Below are 16,900 nucleotides of genomic sequence, written 5' to 3' on the forward strand. Positions count from 1 at the left end.
GGGCTTTCGGTTGACGCCGGCGGGCGGAGCAAGGCATGGGCGTCGGTAATGACCGACGCCCATGCCTTTCCGCTCAAGCTGTTCAACAGCCTGACGCGCAGCCTCGAAACCTTCGAGCCCGTCCACGCTGGCGAGGCGCGCGTCTATAGCTGCGGCCCGACGGTCTATAACTATCCGCATATCGGCAATATGCGCGCTTATGTTTTCGCCGACACGCTCGGCCGCACGCTGTCGTACAAGGGCTACAAGCTCACCCACGTCATCAACATCACCGACGTCGGGCACCTGACCGACGACGCCGATGCGGGCGAGGACAAGCTGGAAAAAGCCGCCGCCGAACGCGCCCAGTCCATCTGGGACATCGCGAAACATTATACCGAGGCCTATTGGGCCGACGTGAAGGCGCTCAATATCCGCCAGCCCGCGCACTGGTCGATCGCGACCGATTATGTGCCCGCGATGATCGACTTCGCAAAGGCGATTGCGGACAAGCATTGCTACGAACTCGACGGCGGTCTCTATTTCGACACGGCAAGCGTCGCCGACTACGGGCGGCTTGCGCGCCACGGCACCGATGAGGGCGAGAGCCGCATCGATCCCGTCGAAGGAAAGCGCCATGCCGCCGACTTCGCGATCTGGCGCAAGACGCCCGCGGGCGAGACGCGCCAGATGGAATGGGATTCACCCTGGGGTCGCGGCGCGCCGGGCTGGCACCTCGAATGCTCGGTGATGTCCGAAGCCTTGCTGGGCTTCCCCTTCGACATCCACACCGGCGGCATCGACCATCGCGAAATCCATCACCCGAACGAGATTGCGCAGAACCAGGCGCATAGCTGCTCGACCGACAGCGGCGCGCGCATGTGGATGCACAATAATTTCCTCGTCGACCGCAGCGGCAAGATGTCGAAATCGAGCGGCGAGTTTCTCCGTGTCCAGCTCCTCATCGACAAGGGCTATCACCCCCTCGCCTATCGGCTGATGTGCCTGCAGGCGCATTATCGCAGCGAGCTGGAGTTTTCATGGGACGGCCTCGGCGCGGCGCTGACGCGGCTCAAGCGGCTGGTGATGGCGGCCGCCCCGGTTCGCGATGCGGAAGCGGCCGAACCGACCGACCGCCGCCTCGCCGAGCTGCTGGCAAAATTCGACGCGGCGATGTCAGACGATCTCAACACGCCGGTCGCGCTGACATTGCTCGAAGAGGCGACCGCGATGAAGAAGATAGACGCGGGCCAGAAGCGCGCTGCGCTTGCCGCGATGGATGCCGTGCTCGGCCTCGACCTTTTGACGATCACGCGCGCCGACCTGCGCGTTCGGCCCAAGGAGGCAATGATCGGCGAGGACGAGATCGAAGCGATCCTCGTCAGGCGCAAGGATGCCCGCGTCAACAAGGACTTCGCCGCATCCGATGCCCTGCGCGACGAACTCATCGGCAGGGGCGTCGAGGTCATGGACGGCGACCCGCTCGGCTGGGACTGGCGCCTCTCCAATTAGAGGCTTGCCGCTTCGCAGCGGGATGCTAGCCTCGTTGCATGTCGCAACTGATCTGCTGGCTGCTTGTCGGTCTTGTCCACCTGATCCCGGCGCTGGCGCTGTTCCGGCCGGCGCTGATCACGCGGCTTTATGGCGTTCAGCCCGACAGCCCGCTCTTCCTGTTGATGCATCATCGCGCGGCGCTTTTCTTCGCCGTGCTTGCCGCCTGCGTCTGGGCCGCCTTCGACCCCGGCGGGCGCAAGCTTGCGACGCTGCTCGCGGCGATCTCGATGCTCAGCTTCCTCTTTCTCTATCAGTCCTATGGGCGCCCGGCCCAACTTTCCACCATCGCGCTCGTCGACCTGATCGGCCTCATCCCGCTCGCATGGGCGGGCTGGCACGCATTTCAGCAGTAGGAATATCATGACCAAGACCGTTACCGTCCTTTCGGGCCTGATCCGTCCGCTCGTCGAAAACCGCCTGCCCGACTGGATCGAGCCGCGCTTCTTCGCATCGAAGGAAGAGGCGCTCGAACTCGCGCCTCAGGCCGAGATCGGATGGTTCGACATGTACGACAAGAAAGACATGGCGGCCGTAATCACCGCCGCGACCGGGCTCAAATGGCTCAATTCAATCTATGCCGGGGTCGACGGCATGCCGCTCGACCTGCTGCGCGAGCGCGGCACCGTGCTGACCAACGGCGCCGGGATCAACGCGATCACGATCGCCGAATATGTCGTAATGGGCATGCTGACTGTCGCAAAGGGCTACCGCGATGTCGTGCGCGCGCAGGAACGCCGCGAATGGCTGATGGATTCGCCCGGGAAGGTCGAGCTGTTCGGGTCGAAGGCGCTCCTCCTCGGCTATGGCGCGATCGGCAAGCTGATCGAGGAACGACTGAAAGCATTCGCGGTCGACGTCACCGTCGTGCGCCGTTCGCCGGGTGCGAATACGCTGACCCCGGATCAGTGGCGCGCGCAGCTCGGCGAATTCGACTGGGTGATCCTCGCGGTCCCCGCGACCCCCGAAACCGACGGCATGATCGGCGCGGCCGAACTCGCCGCGATGAAGCCGACCGCGACGCTCATCAATATCGCACGCGGCAGCGTCGTCGATCAGGCCGCACTCGTCACCGCACTGAACGAACAGCAAATCGCCTCGGCCTTCCTCGACGTCACGACGCCCGAGCCGCTGCCGTCGGACGATCCGCTATGGAGCCTCGACAATGCGCATATCACGATGCACCTGTCTGGCCGCGCGCAGGACAAGATGTTCATCCGCTCGGCGCAGCGCTTCCTCGAAAATCTGGATCGCTGGAAGAAGGGCGAGGCCGTCGAGCCGCGCGTCGATTTGACGCTCGGTTATTAACGCGGTCGCTCGGCCTTCAACTCGCGCACCAGCGGCTGGAGCCGCTCGTCATATTTGGCGAGCATCGTGTGTGCGCCGGCATGGTCGTAAAAGCTGACCAGTTCGCGTCCGTTCCAGCGGTGGAGCGCATAGGCGGGATCTTCCGCGACGATCATCGGTCGGTCGTCGGGCCTGTTCTCGTCAATGGGCCTGAGGTCGAGCGACACCTGCGGCGCCGTCGACGAACAGATCGCGACGGTGCGGCCTTCCCATGCGACGGTGACGCTGCGGTGCAGGTGGCCGCAGATCAGCCCGCGCACCTGCGGGTGGCGGCGCACGACGTCGGTAAAGACCGCGACCCAGGGTTCGTCGGGATCGGTGTTCATCCACTCGATCCCGCTTTCCACGGGCGGATGATGCATGACGATATAGGTCGGCTTGGCCGGGTCCTTCGCCAGTTCAGCCTCCAGCCACGCCGCGCGCTGCGCGCAAAAGGCGCCGCCGTGGCGTCCCTCTTCCAGCGTGTCGACCGTCACCAGCCTGAGCTCGGGCAGCTCGATCGTGTATTGGACGAACCCGTTGCCGTCGTCGAACCCCGGAAAGCGCGCGTGGAAATTGTCGCGCAGGTCATGATTGCCGACGCTCGGCCAGACGGGAAAGGGGCAGCGCGAAAAAGCGGTAGCCAGCCGGCGATAGCTGTCCTCGTCGCCGCGATCGGTGATGTCGCCCGTCGCAAGCAAAAGGTCGGGCCGGTTCGGCCCCTCGATGAGTATGTCGAGCACCTCGTCGAGGCGCTTGCGGTTATATTCGGCCGGATTGTCCGGATCGAACCCGATATGGATATCTGTGATCTGCGCGATCAGCATATCCGTCCCCTGCTCCCGCCGGTCTGGCTCCGACGACCCAAAACCTACCCGCCCTGCCTTGCCGCGTGCAAGGAAGGTGTGCGCCATGTCACTTCGTAAAGGCCCCGCCCCCCGGTTCCTGTGATCATGCTCACACCCTGGCTAGCATCAAGACGTTTATTTGTGATTGCGACGGTGTTTTTCTTCCGCTGGCGCGGCGGCATCCACGGTTTGCCGCCGTCGGAATGATATTCGTGGCACATCGCGCAGGGCGATTCGGTCGCGGTCTCGACCTTCACGACACGCGCGCCGCCCTCACCGACATGGCAGTCGCGGCATTGCCGCAGGCCCGGCACGAGCAGGTCGGTCGACGCCTTGGAAGCGGGCGCGGCGGTGTGGCAGTCGGCGCACGCCGTCTCCTTGTGCGCATCATGGTCGAACCAGCCTTTTTGCAGGTAGCGCGGCGTCTGGTCGACCGCCGCAACGCGCCAGCCATTGCCCGCCTGCGGCGCAAAGATGGTGTGGCAATCGTAGCAGGCCCCGCCCTTCGAGAAGACCGCGCGCACGGCATCCTGCGCACGGCTCGGCCGCACCGCGACTTCGTTGAAATAGATGTTGTAGACCTGTCCCTCGGCATAGGCGCCGGGGCGGCGCCGCTGCATCCCGCCAAGCTGGAGCGGACGCGCGGGCGGTGCCGAACGATAATAAGCGGTGAGGTCGGCCACGACCTGATCGGGCTCGCCATGGCGCAGGGTGCGTGTCACGCCGCCGACGGTCTCGAACGCAAGGCTGTGGCACATTGCGCAGTCCCGCTCCATCTCGACCGGCTTGACGCGGACGCCGTCCGCCTCGACGCGGTGGCAGTTCTCGCATTCAAGCTTCTTGCCGAAATCATAGCGGCCGCGGAAACTCGCCGCCATGCGCGCAACGCCGCCAGTGGCCTGCAAATGCACGTCGTGCGGGAATTTGAGGCCGTTATAATCGACGATACCCTTGGCCAGCGTCGTGCGCACCAACTTGCCGCCCGGCCCGGGCCGGACGAGCGGGCGAAACTCGGGATGGCTGGTACCGAAATCGGCGGCATCGGCCAGCGCCGTCGGATGGCCCGCGGTTTTCAGCCGCGCCGACATGCCGTCATGACAGTCGGCGCAGAATTTCTGCGGCGTCGCGGGCATCGGGCCGGCGCCTTCATGTTCGGTATGGCAATCGACGCAGCGCCCCTGCGGCTTGTTGAAGGTGTCGGCGAAGCCCTTGAGTATCCGCTCGCCCGCACCCGGCGGATGGCGCGCGGCGAGCAACATGGCGGTCGGCGCATTGGCATGCGCCATGCTCATCGCCTTATGCTCGCCGGTGTGGCAATTGACGCACGCCTTGTCGGTCACCGCGACGAACGGCTCGACGTGGCACGACTGGCAGTCGTTCTTCAAACTGGCGTGCGCGCTCGACAGCGGCCCTGACAGCCAGGCGCTGTCGGCATGATAACCGTCGGGACGCTCGTTCACATTCTTGTAGCTGTACCAGGCCCAGATCGGCCCGATCAGGAAGGCGAGCAGCATCAAGACGCCGAAAACCCAAGCACCCATGCGCTTGCCCAGCATGACGCCCTGCAGCGAAAAGGCCTTGGCCTCGTCGACGTCCTTCGACGATTGCGACAATTCGTCGATCCGCTCGACGAGCAGGATGATCTTCTCGTCCTCGCGCGCGATCGTCAGCCGGTGCCCGCCGAAACGCAGCTCGCCGCCCGCCCCGCTGTCGATATTGGCGACCGTCTCGGTTCGGCCGTTGAGGTCGAAGCCCAGCCCCTCTTGCGCCGCGACGCGCACCGTGCGGCCATCAGCGCTGCTGATCGTCGCATGATGCGGGTTCACCGCCAGGTCGGCGACATGGATCGTGTTTCCGGCATCGCGGCCGAGCGTGATCATATCGCCGGGCAGCGCCGCATCGCGAATGATCTGCTTGCCCGTTTTGGTCGTGGAGATGCGACGCAGGATGAAGCTCATCGTCCCCGCCTCACCAGTAGAAGAAGACGCTGATGATATGTGCCGACAGCGCCGCGATCAGCGCAAAGGTCAGCGGCACATGCACATAGAGCCAGATTTCGAGCAGCCCGCGGATCTTGAGATGCTGGCGCAGCCGCGCCAGCGCCGCCTCCTTCTGCTTGAGGAGGCCGACGACCTTCTCGCGCGCACCCGCATCGCTGCTGCGCGACAGGGTGAGCGCCCGCAGCGCCGCCGATGTCGCACAATTCGGATAACGACCCGAGAGCCGCGCAACGATCCCTCCCGCGAACGGGTCCTCGTCGAGCGCCGCAAGCACCGGCGCGGTATCCTCGGGCGTTAGTGGCTGCGCCGCGGTGTGAAGCTGGCGATCAAAGGCACGGATGGCCTCGAGCATCTGCATCTGCGTCATCTGCTCGCGATTGTTCGACAGCGCTTGCGGCAACGTCGCATAGACGATCACGCCATAAAGCCCCGACAGGATCACCAGCATCATCAATGCCCAGGCAAGCGTATGCACGTTCCAGCCAAGCTGGAAACCCGTGTGCCAGGTGCCGACGACGATCAGGCTCAGCCCCAGATAGACGTGGGCCGAAGTCCATGCCTTCAGCGACCAATGATCGCTCGTCATCTTGCGCTTGCGATAGCCGAGCGCGGTCAGCCACAGGATCAGCAGCGCGCCGATCGTGCCCAGCGTATAGCCATACCAACTGCCGCCATTGTGCCGCGGCGTCACGTCGATCAGCGCATAACTCACGATGATGAGCAGGCAGAGCCCGCCCGAAATCTTGGCCCAGCGGAAACCTGCATAGCGCAGAAATCCCTCGTGCCGCCGTTCGCGGACGCGCTCGACCTGCGTTGCCTTGGAACGGCGGCGCTGAAAGAGCGAGGCCATCAGTCGGTGTCCTCGTCGAGCCGTGCGATCGACAGAAATTCCTCGGGCGAGACGCGGATCGCAGCGCCCGTCGGACAGGCGCGAACGCACGCCGGACCGCCCGAAATGCCTTTGCACATGTCGCATTTGACCGCGATCTTCTTGGGCTTCTCGTCGCCCAGTTTCTTCTTCGTCCATTTGGGCGACGGTTCGCCCGGGCCGGGACCGAAGCCGGTCAGCAGCCAGCGCAGCAGGCTCGGCTTCTCGGGCGGCGCGGCCTCCATGCGGATCACGCCATAGGGACAGTTGCGCATGCAATTGCCGCAGCCGATGCAGCCGGTCTCCATGAACACTTCGCCGTCGGGGCCGCGGTGGATGACGTTCGGCGGGCAGTCGGCCATGCAGTGCGGATGCTCGCAGTGGCGGCAGCTCGTCGGCACGTGCAGATGCGCAAAGGTCTTGCCCGCTTCGCGGTCGAGCCGCGACAGGCCTTCATGACTGTCGGCGCACGCCTTTTCGCAATTGTCGCAGCCGACGCAGAGATTCTCGTCGATGAGCAGCGCGTCGGTCGCCTCGCCCAGCCCCTCCTTCATGATGAAGCTCGCGGTATCCGAATAAAGATCGACCGCACTCGAATAGGTCGCTTTGCGCGATTCGATGAAGCTGTTCATCTGCGCGCGCTCGGCAACAGCGGCTTCGGTTGCCGCGCGCACTTGCGGCCGCGCCGCGAGCATTTTGCGGAAACTCTCGCCGGTCAGCTTGATGACTTCGCTGCCGACCGCCGCCTTCACCGTGGCGTTGCGCGGTTGCCCGCTCAGCACACCCATTTCGCCGAAGAAACTGCCCGCGGGCAGATAGCGGAGAAAGATCGGTTTGCCGCCGATATCCTTCTCGACGACCATCGATCCCGAACGGATGACATAGACGTCGTCGCCCTGCTCGCCCTCGGTCAGCACGACCTTGCCGGCGGGCACGCGCTCGACCTCGGCGGTGTCGACGACGGGGCCCAGATCCTCCACCGTCAGCCCGCCCTTGAAGATCTGGAGGAGCTGGCGTTCGAGCGAGATGCGGTTGATCGCACGCTTCGCGCCGGGAACCGAGGCCATCAGCTTCAGCGCGGCGGTACGCGACACCTCGACGAAAATTCCGTCGGCGCCGGCACGGATCGTTGCGCCGCGCTTGCGACCCGAAATCAGCCCAACCTCGCCAAAGATCGACCCCTGTTCGATCGGCACGGTAAAATCGGGGCCAACCTCGACCTCGGCGAAGCCATCGGCGATCGCGAACAACGATGACCCGGGCTCGCCCTTTTCGAACACCACATCGCCCTTGCGATAGAATGCGACCTTCGAATCGAGCATGAATTCGCGCATCTGGAGCGGCGACACGTCGGCGAAGATGCTGACGCGGGTGCGCAGATATTCGAGCCATTCGCTCACCGACTTCTTTTGCGGCAGGCTGGCGAAGATCGCCGCCAGATCCTTCTCGTCCGCCGGGGTCAGTCCGCTATTGCCGTTGATGAACTCGACGACGTCATAGCCCTGGTTCATGCAGTGTTTGATCAGCGGATAGCCCGCGAGCGCGCCGATCACGAAGATGCCGGGCACCGTCGATTCAAAGGTCGGCGACAGCTTTGGAAAGGCCTCGCGGTCGGGGCCGGTGAACTCGATCCCCATCGATTCGACAAAGCCGCGCGGTGCGACCGATCCCAGGCGCGCGACGATGACGTCGCACTCGATCTTGACGTCGCCGTCCGGGGTTTCCAGCATCAGCCAGCCGGGCTCGACCTTTTTCGGCTGCGTCTCGGTCCGGATGCTCATCAGGCCATTCTCGCCCGCCTCCATCATGTCCGAGACATTCTTGGCCTTGGCGCGCGCGAAATCCTTTGAGCGATTGAGGATAGTGACGGTATTTTCCAGCGCCTCCTCGGCGACGCCGAGCGCGTTTTCGATCCCCGCGTCGCCCGACCCGACGACGGTGATATGCTTGTCCTTGAAATCTTCCGGATCGTCGACCTGATAGATGATGTGCGGCAGGTCCGCGCCCTCGCAGCGCATTCGGTTCGGATTGCCCTGCGTCCCGATCGCCAGCACGATATTCTCTGCCGTATAGACGTCACCCTTCGCGGTCTTGATCGCGAAGGCGCCCTTCGCGCCGGTCACTTCGGTGACATCGGCATGATAGGCTATATTGACCTTGTTGTTCGCGGCATCCTCGTCCCAATTGCCGAGGATATATTCGCGCGCGCCCTCGGCGAAACGGCAGTCGGATCGCAGGTCGAGCCGCTCGGGCGTCGCAAGCACGCGCTTGCCCTTTTGATATTTGAAGATCGTGTCCGACAGATGGTCGGTCTTTTCGAGCAATATATGGCTGAGCCCGAGCTGCCCCGCACGCGACGCCGCGCTAAGCCCCGCCGGACCCGAGCCGATGATCGCAACCTTGACCGGCTCGCTCATGCGCGCGAGATCGCGCGGTAAAAGCCGCCCGCTCCGCCGCTGGCCATGATGCTGACGAACTCGCGCACGGGCACCCTTCCCCCTCTCGCCAGCCCCCCGGCGATTTCATAACGGATGCGACCCGGACTTATGTCCTGGACGCAAAGCTATGCCCTTGAAAGCGAGCCAAGGTCAACCGGTGGAGGCGAGAAATCAGCCGTTGCGAGACGTTCGCAACTAGGCGGATTTACGCGAGTCAGCGCGCCTTTGACTAACGCGAAGGCCGCACCTGATTGTCGACGCCCTGAACCGAAATGCGCGGCTTGCCCTTCCCGCGCACCTGCCAGGTCACGACATTGTCCACGCCCGAAACGCGCAGGTCGGCGCCGGGCGGCAGGAGTATCCCGATCTGGTTGTCGACGCCATTGACCGTCAGGCTGGGACAATCGCCAACGAAGTTGATGCGGTTGCCCGAACCCGACACTTCCGCGGGGCGCCCCTGACAGTCGATCTCGTTCGCCTGATCGACGCCATTGATCGACGCGCCCTCACGCGTCCCGGTGCCCTGTCGCGGCTGCGCGGTCGTCGGAGCGGCGGCAAGGACAAAGCTGGCAACGAGAGCGGAAGCCAGAAATTTTACGGCGCCATGATATCGGAACAAAGCTATCTCCTCTGTTCCCCACCCCGAAATTCCCTTGGCATTCAATGGCCTGTTGCAGGCCCGACGTCAACGGACCCGAACCTGGCGGCCTCAGGCGAGTTCGAACATCGCCGCGATGCGTTCGGACTGGGTCGGGTCGAAGCGCGACCAGCCGTCGGGGCCAAGCTTTTCGAGCGGGCGGAAGCGGGCCTTATACGCCATGCGCGCCGACCCTTCGATCCAATAGCCCAGATAGACATAGGGCAATTCGGCGCGGGCCGCGCGCTGGATATGGTCGGCGATGATATAGGTACCGAGCCCCTCGCGCATCGGATGCGCGGCGTCGAAGAAGCTGTAGATCATCGACAGGCCGTCGCCCTGACGGTCGGTCAGGCAGCAACCGACAAGACGGCCTTTGCCGCCGTCCTTGGTCGGCTCGCGATATTCGATCATATAGCTATCGACCGGGGTCTGTTCGACCATGTCGGCGAAATCCTGCTCGTCCATGTCGGCCATGCCGCCGTCGGGATGGCGCGAGCCCAGATAGGAGCGGAGCAGCGTATATTGTTCTTCGGTCGCCCAGGGCTTGCATGCGGTGGCGACGAGATCGCCGTTGCGGCGCAGGTTGCGCTTTTGCGAGCTGCTGGGGGTGAATTCAGCCGCGCACACGCGCACCGACACGCACGCCGAACAATCGGCGCAGCTTGGACGATAAGCGACCGACTGGCTGCGACGGAATCCGATGCGGCCGAGCGCATCGTTCAGTTCGTTCGCATTATTACCGTTGAGTTCGGTGAACACCTTCCGCTCGGTCTTGCCGGCCAGATAGGGGCAAGGCGCCGGGCTGGTGACGAAAAAGCGCGGAAAACGGAACGGTGCGGACACGCGGAAAAGACCTCCGGACTTGCGATGCGGAGCCCCCCGACGCGGGTCCGACGCACTACTTGCACCAACTATGCCGCGCAGCGTCAATGGTGCAAAGTCCATTTACCATTTTTAAACGTCCCGATCTGAATCAACCCGAAAATTTTGTGAATCAGCCGGTAACTTTTGTGCCGGACTGAATCAAAATGCGCTCATCGAGGCTTCCGCTGCCACTCTTTCGGTTTGTCATCCGGGCGAAGGCCGGAATCTCATCCTATCGAAATGGCGCGCGGGCGAGATCCCGACCTTCGCTGGGAAGACGGACAAATTGCGGCCCGAACGCTCTGCTCAGCTATATCCGCGCAGTTCGTCGCCGGTCAGCGTGGCCACATGGAGCACGTTGGTCGACCCCGGTGTCCCAAAGGGCACGCCCGCCATCATGACCAGCTTCGCGCCCGCCTTGCAGATGCCGTGACGCAGCGCCATGCGCTTGCCCTTGGCGATCATCTCTTCGAAACTGCCGATATCCTTGGTCGGCACCGCGTGCGCGCCCCACAGCAGCCCCATGCGCCGCGCCGCCTCGCGCTTCGGCGTCAGCACCAGCAACGGCGCACCCGGACGCTCCCGCGCGACGCGGCGTGCGGTCGAACCCGACGCGGTGAAACAGATGATCGCATCTGCGGCGATCGTCTGGATGATCGTCCCCGCGGCCTCGGCGAGCGCGTCGGCGGTCGTCGCATCGGGCGCGGTCTCCGTAAAATGCAGACGGCGGTAATAATCGGGGTCGCTTTCGACCGAGCGCGCGATCGAATCCATCATGGTGACAGCTTCCACCGGCCAGGCACCCGCCGCAGTCTCGGCCGACAGCATGATTGCGTCCGCCCCGTCGTACACCGCCGTGGCAACATCGCTAACTTCCGCGCGCGTCGGCGACGGCGAGACGATCATCGATTCGAGCATCTGCGTCGCGACGACAACGGGCTTTCCCATCCGCCGCGCGGTCGCGACGATCTTTTTCTGGAGCGGCGGCACCGCCTCGGGCGGCAGCTCGACACCAAGGTCGCCGCGCGCAACCATCGCCGCGTCGGCCAGCTCCAGGATTTCCTCGATCCGCTGCACGCCCGACGGCTTTTCGAATTTCACCAGCAGGGCCGCCTTGCCGCCAATCAGGCGACGCGCTTCGGCGACGTCCTCGGGCCGCTGCACGAATGACAGCGCGATCCAGTCGACATGCTGTTCGAGCGCGAAGGCCAAATCCTTGCGGTCCTTTTCGGTGAGCGCCGCTAGCGGCACGACGACGTCGGGGACGTTGACGCCTTTGCGATCCGAAATCTTGCCGCCAACCTCGACCACCGTCTCCAGCCGATCGGGAGATACGCTCTTGACGCGAAGCACCAGCTTGCCGTCGTCGACGAGCAGACGCGTATCGGGTTCGGCGGCGGCGAACAGTTCGGGATGCGGCAGGTGAACGCGGTTCACGTCACCCGGCGTCTTGTCGGTGTCGAGAATGAAGGGCTTGCCCTTTACCAACTCGACCGGGCCATCCTTGAACGTGCCCACGCGCAGCTTTGGTCCCTGAAGGTCGACGAGGATCGTCGTCGGGCGGCCGGTATCCTTTTCGAGCGCGCGGATCGCGGCGATCACTTTCGCATGCCCGGCGTGGTCGCCATGGCTCATATTCACGCGAAAGGCGTCGGCGCCGGCGCGGTGCAGTTCGGCGATCATCTCCGCATTGGCGCTGGCGGGGCCAAGGGTCGCGAGAATACGGACCTTGCGCTGGCGGGGGGTAAAGCTCTGAACCACAAATGCTCCGATGACTGGGGTGGGGTTAGGGTCGGGGACGCTAGGGCAATGCAGCCTTGATGCCGTCTAGGCAACACCCGTATAGCTATTCAATCATTGAACGGAGGAACCATGTCCTGCAGCGACGATCAGACGACCGGTAACGATGCGCTCGACAATCTCGATGATGCGGTCGCCGCCGCAGCCTTTCGCCGCCTCGTCCGCCTGCTCCAGCATCGCAGCGACGCCGCGAACATCGATCTGATGGGCCTTGCGGGATTTTGCCGCAATTGCCTCGGTGACTGGATCGCCGAGGCGGGTGGCACGGACAAGGAGGCCGGCCGTGCGATCGTTCACGGCATGCCCACCATCGAGTGGAAAGCGCGGCACCACACGGCCGCGACGCCCGAACAGCTCCAGCGGATGGAAGAAAGCATGGCCAAAAATCCTTGAGGCCATTAGGGACGCGCCAAGCGCGATTCTTGCGCTGGACCATCCACATTACCGGAGCCTAAAATGAGCGAAGCCACCGTATCCGACGAACAACTGCGCCTTTTCATCGAGCGCATCGAACGTCTGGAAGAAGAGAAAAAGGGCATCGCCGACGATATCCGCGACACCTATAACGAGTCGAAATCGCAGGGTTACGACCCGAAAATCATGCGCCAGATCGTGCGCCTGCGCAAACTGCCGGTCCACGACCGCAAGGAAATGGAAGCGATCCTCGACGTCTATAAGTCGGCGCTTGGGATCGACTAAAAGCCACAAGGGAGAGTGACGATGTTCAGCACGACCACCAACAATGTCGAGGGCCGTCCGGTCCGCGAATATCTGGGCATCGTCACCGGCGAAGTGATTGTCGGCGCCAATCTGTTCCGCGACCTGTTTGCCAGCATTACCGACATCGTTGGCGGCCGCTCGGGCAAATATGAGGATGTCCTCGCCCGCGCGCGCAAGGAAGCGATCGCCGAAATGGAAGCAGAGGCCGCGCGCCTCGGCGGCAATGCGGTGATCGGCGTCGACCTTGACTATGAAGTGCTCGGCCAGAATGGTTCGATGCTGATGGTCAGCGCCTCCGGCACGGCCGTGGTTGTCTGACGCCGTTGTCTCTTGGCGCGCGCCGCGCTAGTGCGGCGGCACATTTTCCAGTTTCGATGGAGGTAGGCCGTGGCCGGCCATAGTAAATTCAAGAACATCATGCACCGCAAGGGTGCGCAGGACAAAAAGCGCAGCAGCCTCTTTTCGAAGCTCAGCCGCGAAATCACCGTTGCGGCGAAGATGGGCCTGCCCGATCCCGACGCGAATGCGCGCCTGCGCGCTGCGGTGAACGCTGCCAAGGCGCAGTCGATGCCGAAGGACAATATCCAGCGCGCGATCGACAAGGCCGCGGGCAACGACGGCGATAACTACGAAGAAATCCGCTACGAAGGCTATGGCCCCGGCGGCGTATCGCTGATCGTCGAAGCGCTGACCGACAACCGCAATCGCACCGCTACCAATGTGCGCACCGCCTTTTCCAAAAATGGCGGCAACCTTGGCACCAGCGGCAGCGTCAGCCACGGCTTCGATCGCTTGGGCATGATCAGCTATGGCGCTGGCGCGGGCGACGCGGACACGGTGTTCGAAGCGGCGCTCGACGCGGGCGCCGATGATGTCGAATCGTCCGAGGACGGCCACGACATCTGGACCAGCGTCGATTCCTTGCACGAAGTCGCGAAGGCGCTCGAAGGCAAGCTGGGCGAAGCCGAAGGCGTGAAGCTCGCCTGGCGTCCGACGCTGAAGAGTGAAGTCGCCGACGAGGCGATTGCACAGACTCTGTTCAAGCTGATCGACACGCTCGACGACGACGACGATGTCCAGACCGTGTGGGGCAACTATGAAATCCCCGACGCGGTGATGGAAAAGCTTGGATAAAAGCCAAAATCCGTTCGCATCGAGCGAAGTCGAGATGCCCATCGGTTGCGGATGCCTTTGGGGTGTCTCGACTTCGCTCGATACGAACGGGACACGATGATCATTCTCGGTCTCGACCCCTCGCTCAGCTGCACCGGCTGGGGCGTCATCCGGGTCGAGGGTAGCCGGATCAGCCATGTCGCCAACGGGCAAGTAAAGACCGACGCGAAAGCGTCGCTGCCCGATCGGCTCGCGCATCTCGACACCGTGCTTGCCGCCGTGATCGCCGATCACGCGCCCGGCTGCGCCGCGGTCGAGGAAGTCTTCGTCAACGACAATCCGCAGTCGACGCTGAAGCTCGCGCATGCGCGCGGCGTCGTGCTGCTCGGCTGCGCGCGCGCCGGATTGCCGGTGGGCGAATATGCGCCGCGCCTCGTCAAAAAGGCGATCGTCGGAACCGGCGGCGCCGCGAAGGAACAGGTGCAGGCAATGTTGCGCATATTGTTGCCCGGCGCGAAGGTCGTGGGCGCAGACGCGGCCGATGCGCTGGCGGTCGCGATCTGCCACGCGAATCATCGACCCAGGGCTTAAATCCCACGCCATTCGCCCCGAGCTTGTCGAAGGGCCGTTCTTCTTCTAGGGAGAACAAAAGGGGAAGGATAGAGCTTAGACAAGCTCAGCCCGAACGGATGTTGAGAACCAGATGATCGCCAAACTCACCGGACGGCTCGACAGCAGCACCGCTGGCCATGCAGTGATCGACGTCGGCGGCGTCGGCTATCTGGTCGAGGCGTCGGCACGCACTTTGGACGCACTCGGCCCCGTCGGCGGCGATGTCACGATCCACACCGAAATGCTCGTCGGCGAGGATTTCCTGCGCCTGCTCGGCTTTGCCAAGGCGGAGGAGCGCGACTGGTTCCGCCTGCTCACCAGCGTGCAGGGCGTCGGCGCAAAGGTTGCGCTCGCGATTCTGTCGGCGCTGGAAATCGGCGACCTGCAGCGTGCTCTCGCCAGCGGCGATAGCGCGATGATCGCGCGCGCGAACGGCGTCGGGCCAAAGCTGGCGCAGCGGATCACGCATGAATTGAGGGACAAGGCGGGCGCGCTTGGGGGGATTGCAGGATCCGGTCCATCGCTCACGGCAACCGCCGGGCCGCTCGGCGACGCCGTCGCCGCCCTTACCGGCCTCGGCTTCAAACCCGGTGAAGCGAGCGCGGCAGTCGCGGCCGCCAACGAGGAACTGGGCGCCGGTGCAGGCCTCGATGCGCTGGTCCGCGCGGCGCTCAAAAAGGCGGCCAAGTGACCGAGCGCGTTCGTAACGCCTCCTGCCGCTGCGGGCAGCTCCGTATCGCCTGCGCCGGCGAACCGATCCGCGTCTCGGTCTGCCACTGTCGCAATTGCAAGGCGCGGAGCGGCAGCGCCTTTTCCGCACAGGCGCGCTTCCCCGCCGAGAATATCCGCACAGAGGGCGACGCGAAATTGTACCAGCATCCCGGCGGAAGCGGCGCTATCGCGGACTTCTACTTCTGCGAAAACTGCGGCTCCACGCTCTGGTTCCTCAATCGCCCGGGGCTCGACAGCTATGCCGTGCCGATCGGCAATTTCGAACCCGGCCATGACTTCGAGCTTGGATTTTCAGTCTATGAGGATCGTCAGGAACCTTGGGTTTGTATCCTCGGCGAGGCAATAGAGCGTTATGACTGACCCCGCCCTCACCACCCCCATCCGCATCCCCGAGGATGTCGACGCCGCGCTACGGCCGAAATCCCTCGCCGAATTCGTCGGGCAGGCGGCGGCGCGGGAAAATCTGCGCATCTTCATCGAGGCGGCAAAAACGCGTTCGGACGCGCTCGACCATGTGCTCTTCTATGGTCCGCCGGGGCTCGGCAAGACCACATTGGCGCAGATCGTCGCCAAGGAACTCGGCGTCGGCTTCCGCTCGACCAGCGGGCCGGTGATCGCAAAGGCGGGCGACCTTGCTGCGCTGCTCACCAATCTCGAGGACGGCGACGTGCTGTTCATCGACGAGATTCACCGGCTGTCACCCGCGGTCGAGGAAATCCTCTACCCTGCGATGGAGGATCGCGCGCTCGACATCATGATCGGCGAAGGGCCGTCGGCCCGGTCGGTACGGATCGACCTGCCCAAATTCACGCTGGTTGGCGCGACCACACGGCAGGGCCTGCTGACGACCCCGCTGCGCGACCGCTTCGGCATCCCGGTGCGGCTCAATTTCTATACGCATGGCGAGCTTGAGCAGGTGATCTTGCGCGCCGCGCGCTTGCTCGCGCTGCCGATCGCGTCCGACGGCGCGCTCGAAATCGCCAAGCGCTCGCGCGGCACGCCACGGATCGCCGGGCGATTGCTCCGCCGCGTGCGCGATTTTGCGACCGTCGCGGGGCATGCGGTGGTCGATGCCAAGGCTGCAGACGCGGCGCTCAACCGGTTGGAAGTCGATGCGCTCGGGCTCGACGCAATGGACCGCCGTTACCTCACGATGATCGCCGACATTTATCGCGGCGGGCCCGTCGGCGTCGAGACGCTCGCGGCGGGTCTTAGCGAACCGCGCGACACGATCGAGGATGTGATCGAACCCTATTTGCTGCAGGCCGGTCTCATCGCGCGCACCGCGCGCGGGCGCACGCTCAACGCGAGCGCATGGAAACATCTGGGGCTGAATCCGCCCTCGGGTTCGCAGGACGGACTTTTCGATCAGGGAAAATAGGCGGTTTTCCGGGATTTTCATTCCATCA

The 16,900-nt window shown here is 64.0% G+C and carries 18 protein-coding genes; 11 read left to right on the plus strand and 7 right to left on the minus strand.

Annotated elements, in window-relative coordinates:
- The first annotated feature begins 48 nt into the window (after positions 1-48).
- From cysS to SC1_RS15185, 3 genes are read left to right on the plus strand one after another with little or no spacing between them, the layout of a single operon-like run.
- Complete coding sequence (cysS, locus tag SC1_RS15175) at positions 49-1,491, plus strand: cysteine--tRNA ligase (RefSeq protein ID WP_062184493.1); 1,443 nt, start codon at positions 49-51, stop codon at positions 1,489-1,491.
- Between the two features lie 38 nt (positions 1,492-1,529).
- Positions 1,530-1,886 carry a hypothetical protein gene (locus SC1_RS15180; RefSeq protein WP_062184495.1) on the plus strand — a complete coding sequence of 119 codons (357 nt, stop codon included), beginning with the start codon at positions 1,530-1,532 and terminating at the stop codon, positions 1,884-1,886.
- Between the two features lie 7 nt (positions 1,887-1,893).
- A complete protein-coding gene (locus SC1_RS15185; protein WP_062184498.1) occupies positions 1,894-2,838 on the plus strand; it encodes a D-2-hydroxyacid dehydrogenase in 945 nt (314 codons plus the stop codon).
- On the opposite strand, the gene SC1_RS15190 is transcribed toward SC1_RS15185, so the two are convergent.
- From SC1_RS15190 to pyk, 7 genes are all read right to left on the minus strand, one after another.
- Positions 2,835-3,683 carry a phosphodiesterase gene (locus SC1_RS15190; protein WP_062184501.1) on the minus strand — a complete coding sequence of 283 codons (849 nt, stop codon included), beginning with the start codon at positions 3,681-3,683 and terminating at the stop codon, positions 2,835-2,837. The two genes, SC1_RS15185 and SC1_RS15190, sit on opposite strands and share 4 nt — an antisense overlap.
- A gap of 44 nt (positions 3,684-3,727) precedes the next feature.
- Positions 3,728-5,662, minus strand: coding sequence for a cytochrome c3 family protein (locus SC1_RS15195; protein WP_062184505.1), 1,935 nt, complete (start codon positions 5,660-5,662; stop codon positions 3,728-3,730).
- Between the two features lie 10 nt (positions 5,663-5,672).
- Positions 5,673-6,554 (minus strand): hypothetical protein, encoded by an 882-nt coding sequence (locus SC1_RS15200; protein WP_062184507.1) that lies wholly within the window; start codon positions 6,552-6,554, stop codon positions 5,673-5,675.
- Positions 6,554-8,989, minus strand: a complete 2,436-nt coding sequence (locus SC1_RS15205) for an NAD(P)-binding domain-containing protein (RefSeq protein WP_062184510.1) — start codon at positions 8,987-8,989, stop codon at positions 6,554-6,556. Before SC1_RS15205 ends, SC1_RS15200 begins: the two co-directional genes overlap by 1 nt.
- A gap of 250 nt (positions 8,990-9,239) precedes the next feature.
- Positions 9,240-9,629 (minus strand): DUF3060 domain-containing protein, encoded by a 390-nt coding sequence (locus SC1_RS15210; protein WP_062184513.1) that lies wholly within the window; start codon positions 9,627-9,629, stop codon positions 9,240-9,242.
- A 90-nt stretch (positions 9,630-9,719) separates the two neighbouring features.
- Positions 9,720-10,493: an arginyltransferase gene (locus tag SC1_RS15215; protein WP_062184516.1), complete on the minus strand. Its 774-nt coding sequence runs from the start codon at positions 10,491-10,493 to the stop codon at positions 9,720-9,722.
- 327 nt (positions 10,494-10,820) lie between these two features.
- On the minus strand, positions 10,821-12,275 hold the full coding sequence (gene pyk / locus SC1_RS15220) for a pyruvate kinase (RefSeq protein ID WP_062184519.1): 1,455 nt from the start codon (positions 12,273-12,275) through the stop codon (positions 10,821-10,823).
- Between the two features lie 111 nt (positions 12,276-12,386).
- Between pyk and SC1_RS15225 the strand changes: the two genes are divergently transcribed.
- The 8 genes from SC1_RS15225 to ruvB all read left to right on the plus strand — a co-directional run bounded on the left by SC1_RS15225 (position 12,387) and on the right by ruvB (position 16,872).
- A complete protein-coding gene (locus SC1_RS15225; protein ID WP_062184522.1) occupies positions 12,387-12,707 on the plus strand; it encodes a DUF1244 domain-containing protein in 321 nt (106 codons plus the stop codon).
- A 63-nt stretch (positions 12,708-12,770) separates the two neighbouring features.
- On the plus strand, positions 12,771-13,013 hold the full coding sequence (locus SC1_RS15230; protein ID WP_037514655.1) for a DUF2312 domain-containing protein: 243 nt from the start codon (positions 12,771-12,773) through the stop codon (positions 13,011-13,013).
- Between the two features lie 21 nt (positions 13,014-13,034).
- Positions 13,035-13,352, plus strand: a complete 318-nt coding sequence (locus SC1_RS15235; RefSeq protein WP_062184526.1) for a heavy metal-binding domain-containing protein — start codon at positions 13,035-13,037, stop codon at positions 13,350-13,352.
- A 69-nt stretch (positions 13,353-13,421) separates the two neighbouring features.
- A complete protein-coding gene (locus tag SC1_RS15240; RefSeq protein ID WP_062184528.1) occupies positions 13,422-14,168 on the plus strand; it encodes a YebC/PmpR family DNA-binding transcriptional regulator in 747 nt (248 codons plus the stop codon).
- A gap of 96 nt (positions 14,169-14,264) precedes the next feature.
- Positions 14,265-14,738, plus strand: coding sequence for a crossover junction endodeoxyribonuclease RuvC (gene ruvC, locus SC1_RS15245; RefSeq protein ID WP_062184531.1), 474 nt, complete (start codon positions 14,265-14,267; stop codon positions 14,736-14,738).
- A 112-nt stretch (positions 14,739-14,850) separates the two neighbouring features.
- Positions 14,851-15,450 (plus strand): Holliday junction branch migration protein RuvA, encoded by a 600-nt coding sequence (gene ruvA, locus SC1_RS15250; RefSeq protein WP_062184534.1) that lies wholly within the window; start codon positions 14,851-14,853, stop codon positions 15,448-15,450.
- On the plus strand, positions 15,447-15,851 hold the full coding sequence (locus SC1_RS15255; RefSeq protein WP_062184537.1) for a GFA family protein: 405 nt from the start codon (positions 15,447-15,449) through the stop codon (positions 15,849-15,851). Before ruvA ends, SC1_RS15255 begins: the two co-directional genes overlap by 4 nt.
- Entirely contained in the window at positions 15,844-16,872 is a 1,029-nt protein-coding gene (gene ruvB / locus SC1_RS15260) for a Holliday junction branch migration DNA helicase RuvB (protein WP_062184540.1), read from the plus strand. The genes SC1_RS15255 and ruvB overlap by 8 nt, the downstream gene beginning before the upstream one ends.
- The last annotated feature ends 28 nt before the right edge of the window (positions 16,873-16,900 follow it).

This window comes from Sphingopyxis sp. C-1, from assembly GCF_001047015.1.
Classification (GTDB): Bacteria; Pseudomonadota; Alphaproteobacteria; order Sphingomonadales; family Sphingomonadaceae; genus Sphingopyxis.

Coding starts and splice junctions, on each gene's coding strand:
- cysS (WP_062184493.1), top strand. CDS start 49: ATGACCGACGCCCATGCCTTTCCGCTCAAGCTGTTCAACAGCCTGACG.
- SC1_RS15180 (WP_062184495.1), top strand. CDS start 1,530: ATGTCGCAACTGATCTGCTGGCTGCTTGTCGGTCTTGTCCACCTGATC.
- SC1_RS15185 (WP_062184498.1), top strand. CDS start 1,894: ATGACCAAGACCGTTACCGTCCTTTCGGGCCTGATCCGTCCGCTCGTC.
- SC1_RS15190 (WP_062184501.1), bottom strand. CDS start 3,683: ATGCTGATCGCGCAGATCACAGATATCCATATCGGGTTCGATCCGGAC.
- SC1_RS15195 (WP_062184505.1), bottom strand. CDS start 5,662: ATGAGCTTCATCCTGCGTCGCATCTCCACGACCAAAACGGGCAAGCAG.
- SC1_RS15200 (WP_062184507.1), bottom strand. CDS start 6,554: ATGGCCTCGCTCTTTCAGCGCCGCCGTTCCAAGGCAACGCAGGTCGAG.
- SC1_RS15205 (WP_062184510.1), bottom strand. CDS start 8,989: ATGAGCGAGCCGGTCAAGGTTGCGATCATCGGCTCGGGTCCGGCGGGG.
- SC1_RS15225 (WP_062184522.1), top strand. CDS start 12,387: ATGTCCTGCAGCGACGATCAGACGACCGGTAACGATGCGCTCGACAAT.
- SC1_RS15230 (WP_037514655.1), top strand. CDS start 12,771: ATGAGCGAAGCCACCGTATCCGACGAACAACTGCGCCTTTTCATCGAG.
- SC1_RS15235 (WP_062184526.1), top strand. CDS start 13,035: ATGTTCAGCACGACCACCAACAATGTCGAGGGCCGTCCGGTCCGCGAA.
- ruvC (WP_062184531.1), top strand. CDS start 14,265: ATGATCATTCTCGGTCTCGACCCCTCGCTCAGCTGCACCGGCTGGGGC.
- ruvA (WP_062184534.1), top strand. CDS start 14,851: ATGATCGCCAAACTCACCGGACGGCTCGACAGCAGCACCGCTGGCCAT.
- ruvB (WP_062184540.1), top strand. CDS start 15,844: ATGACTGACCCCGCCCTCACCACCCCCATCCGCATCCCCGAGGATGTC.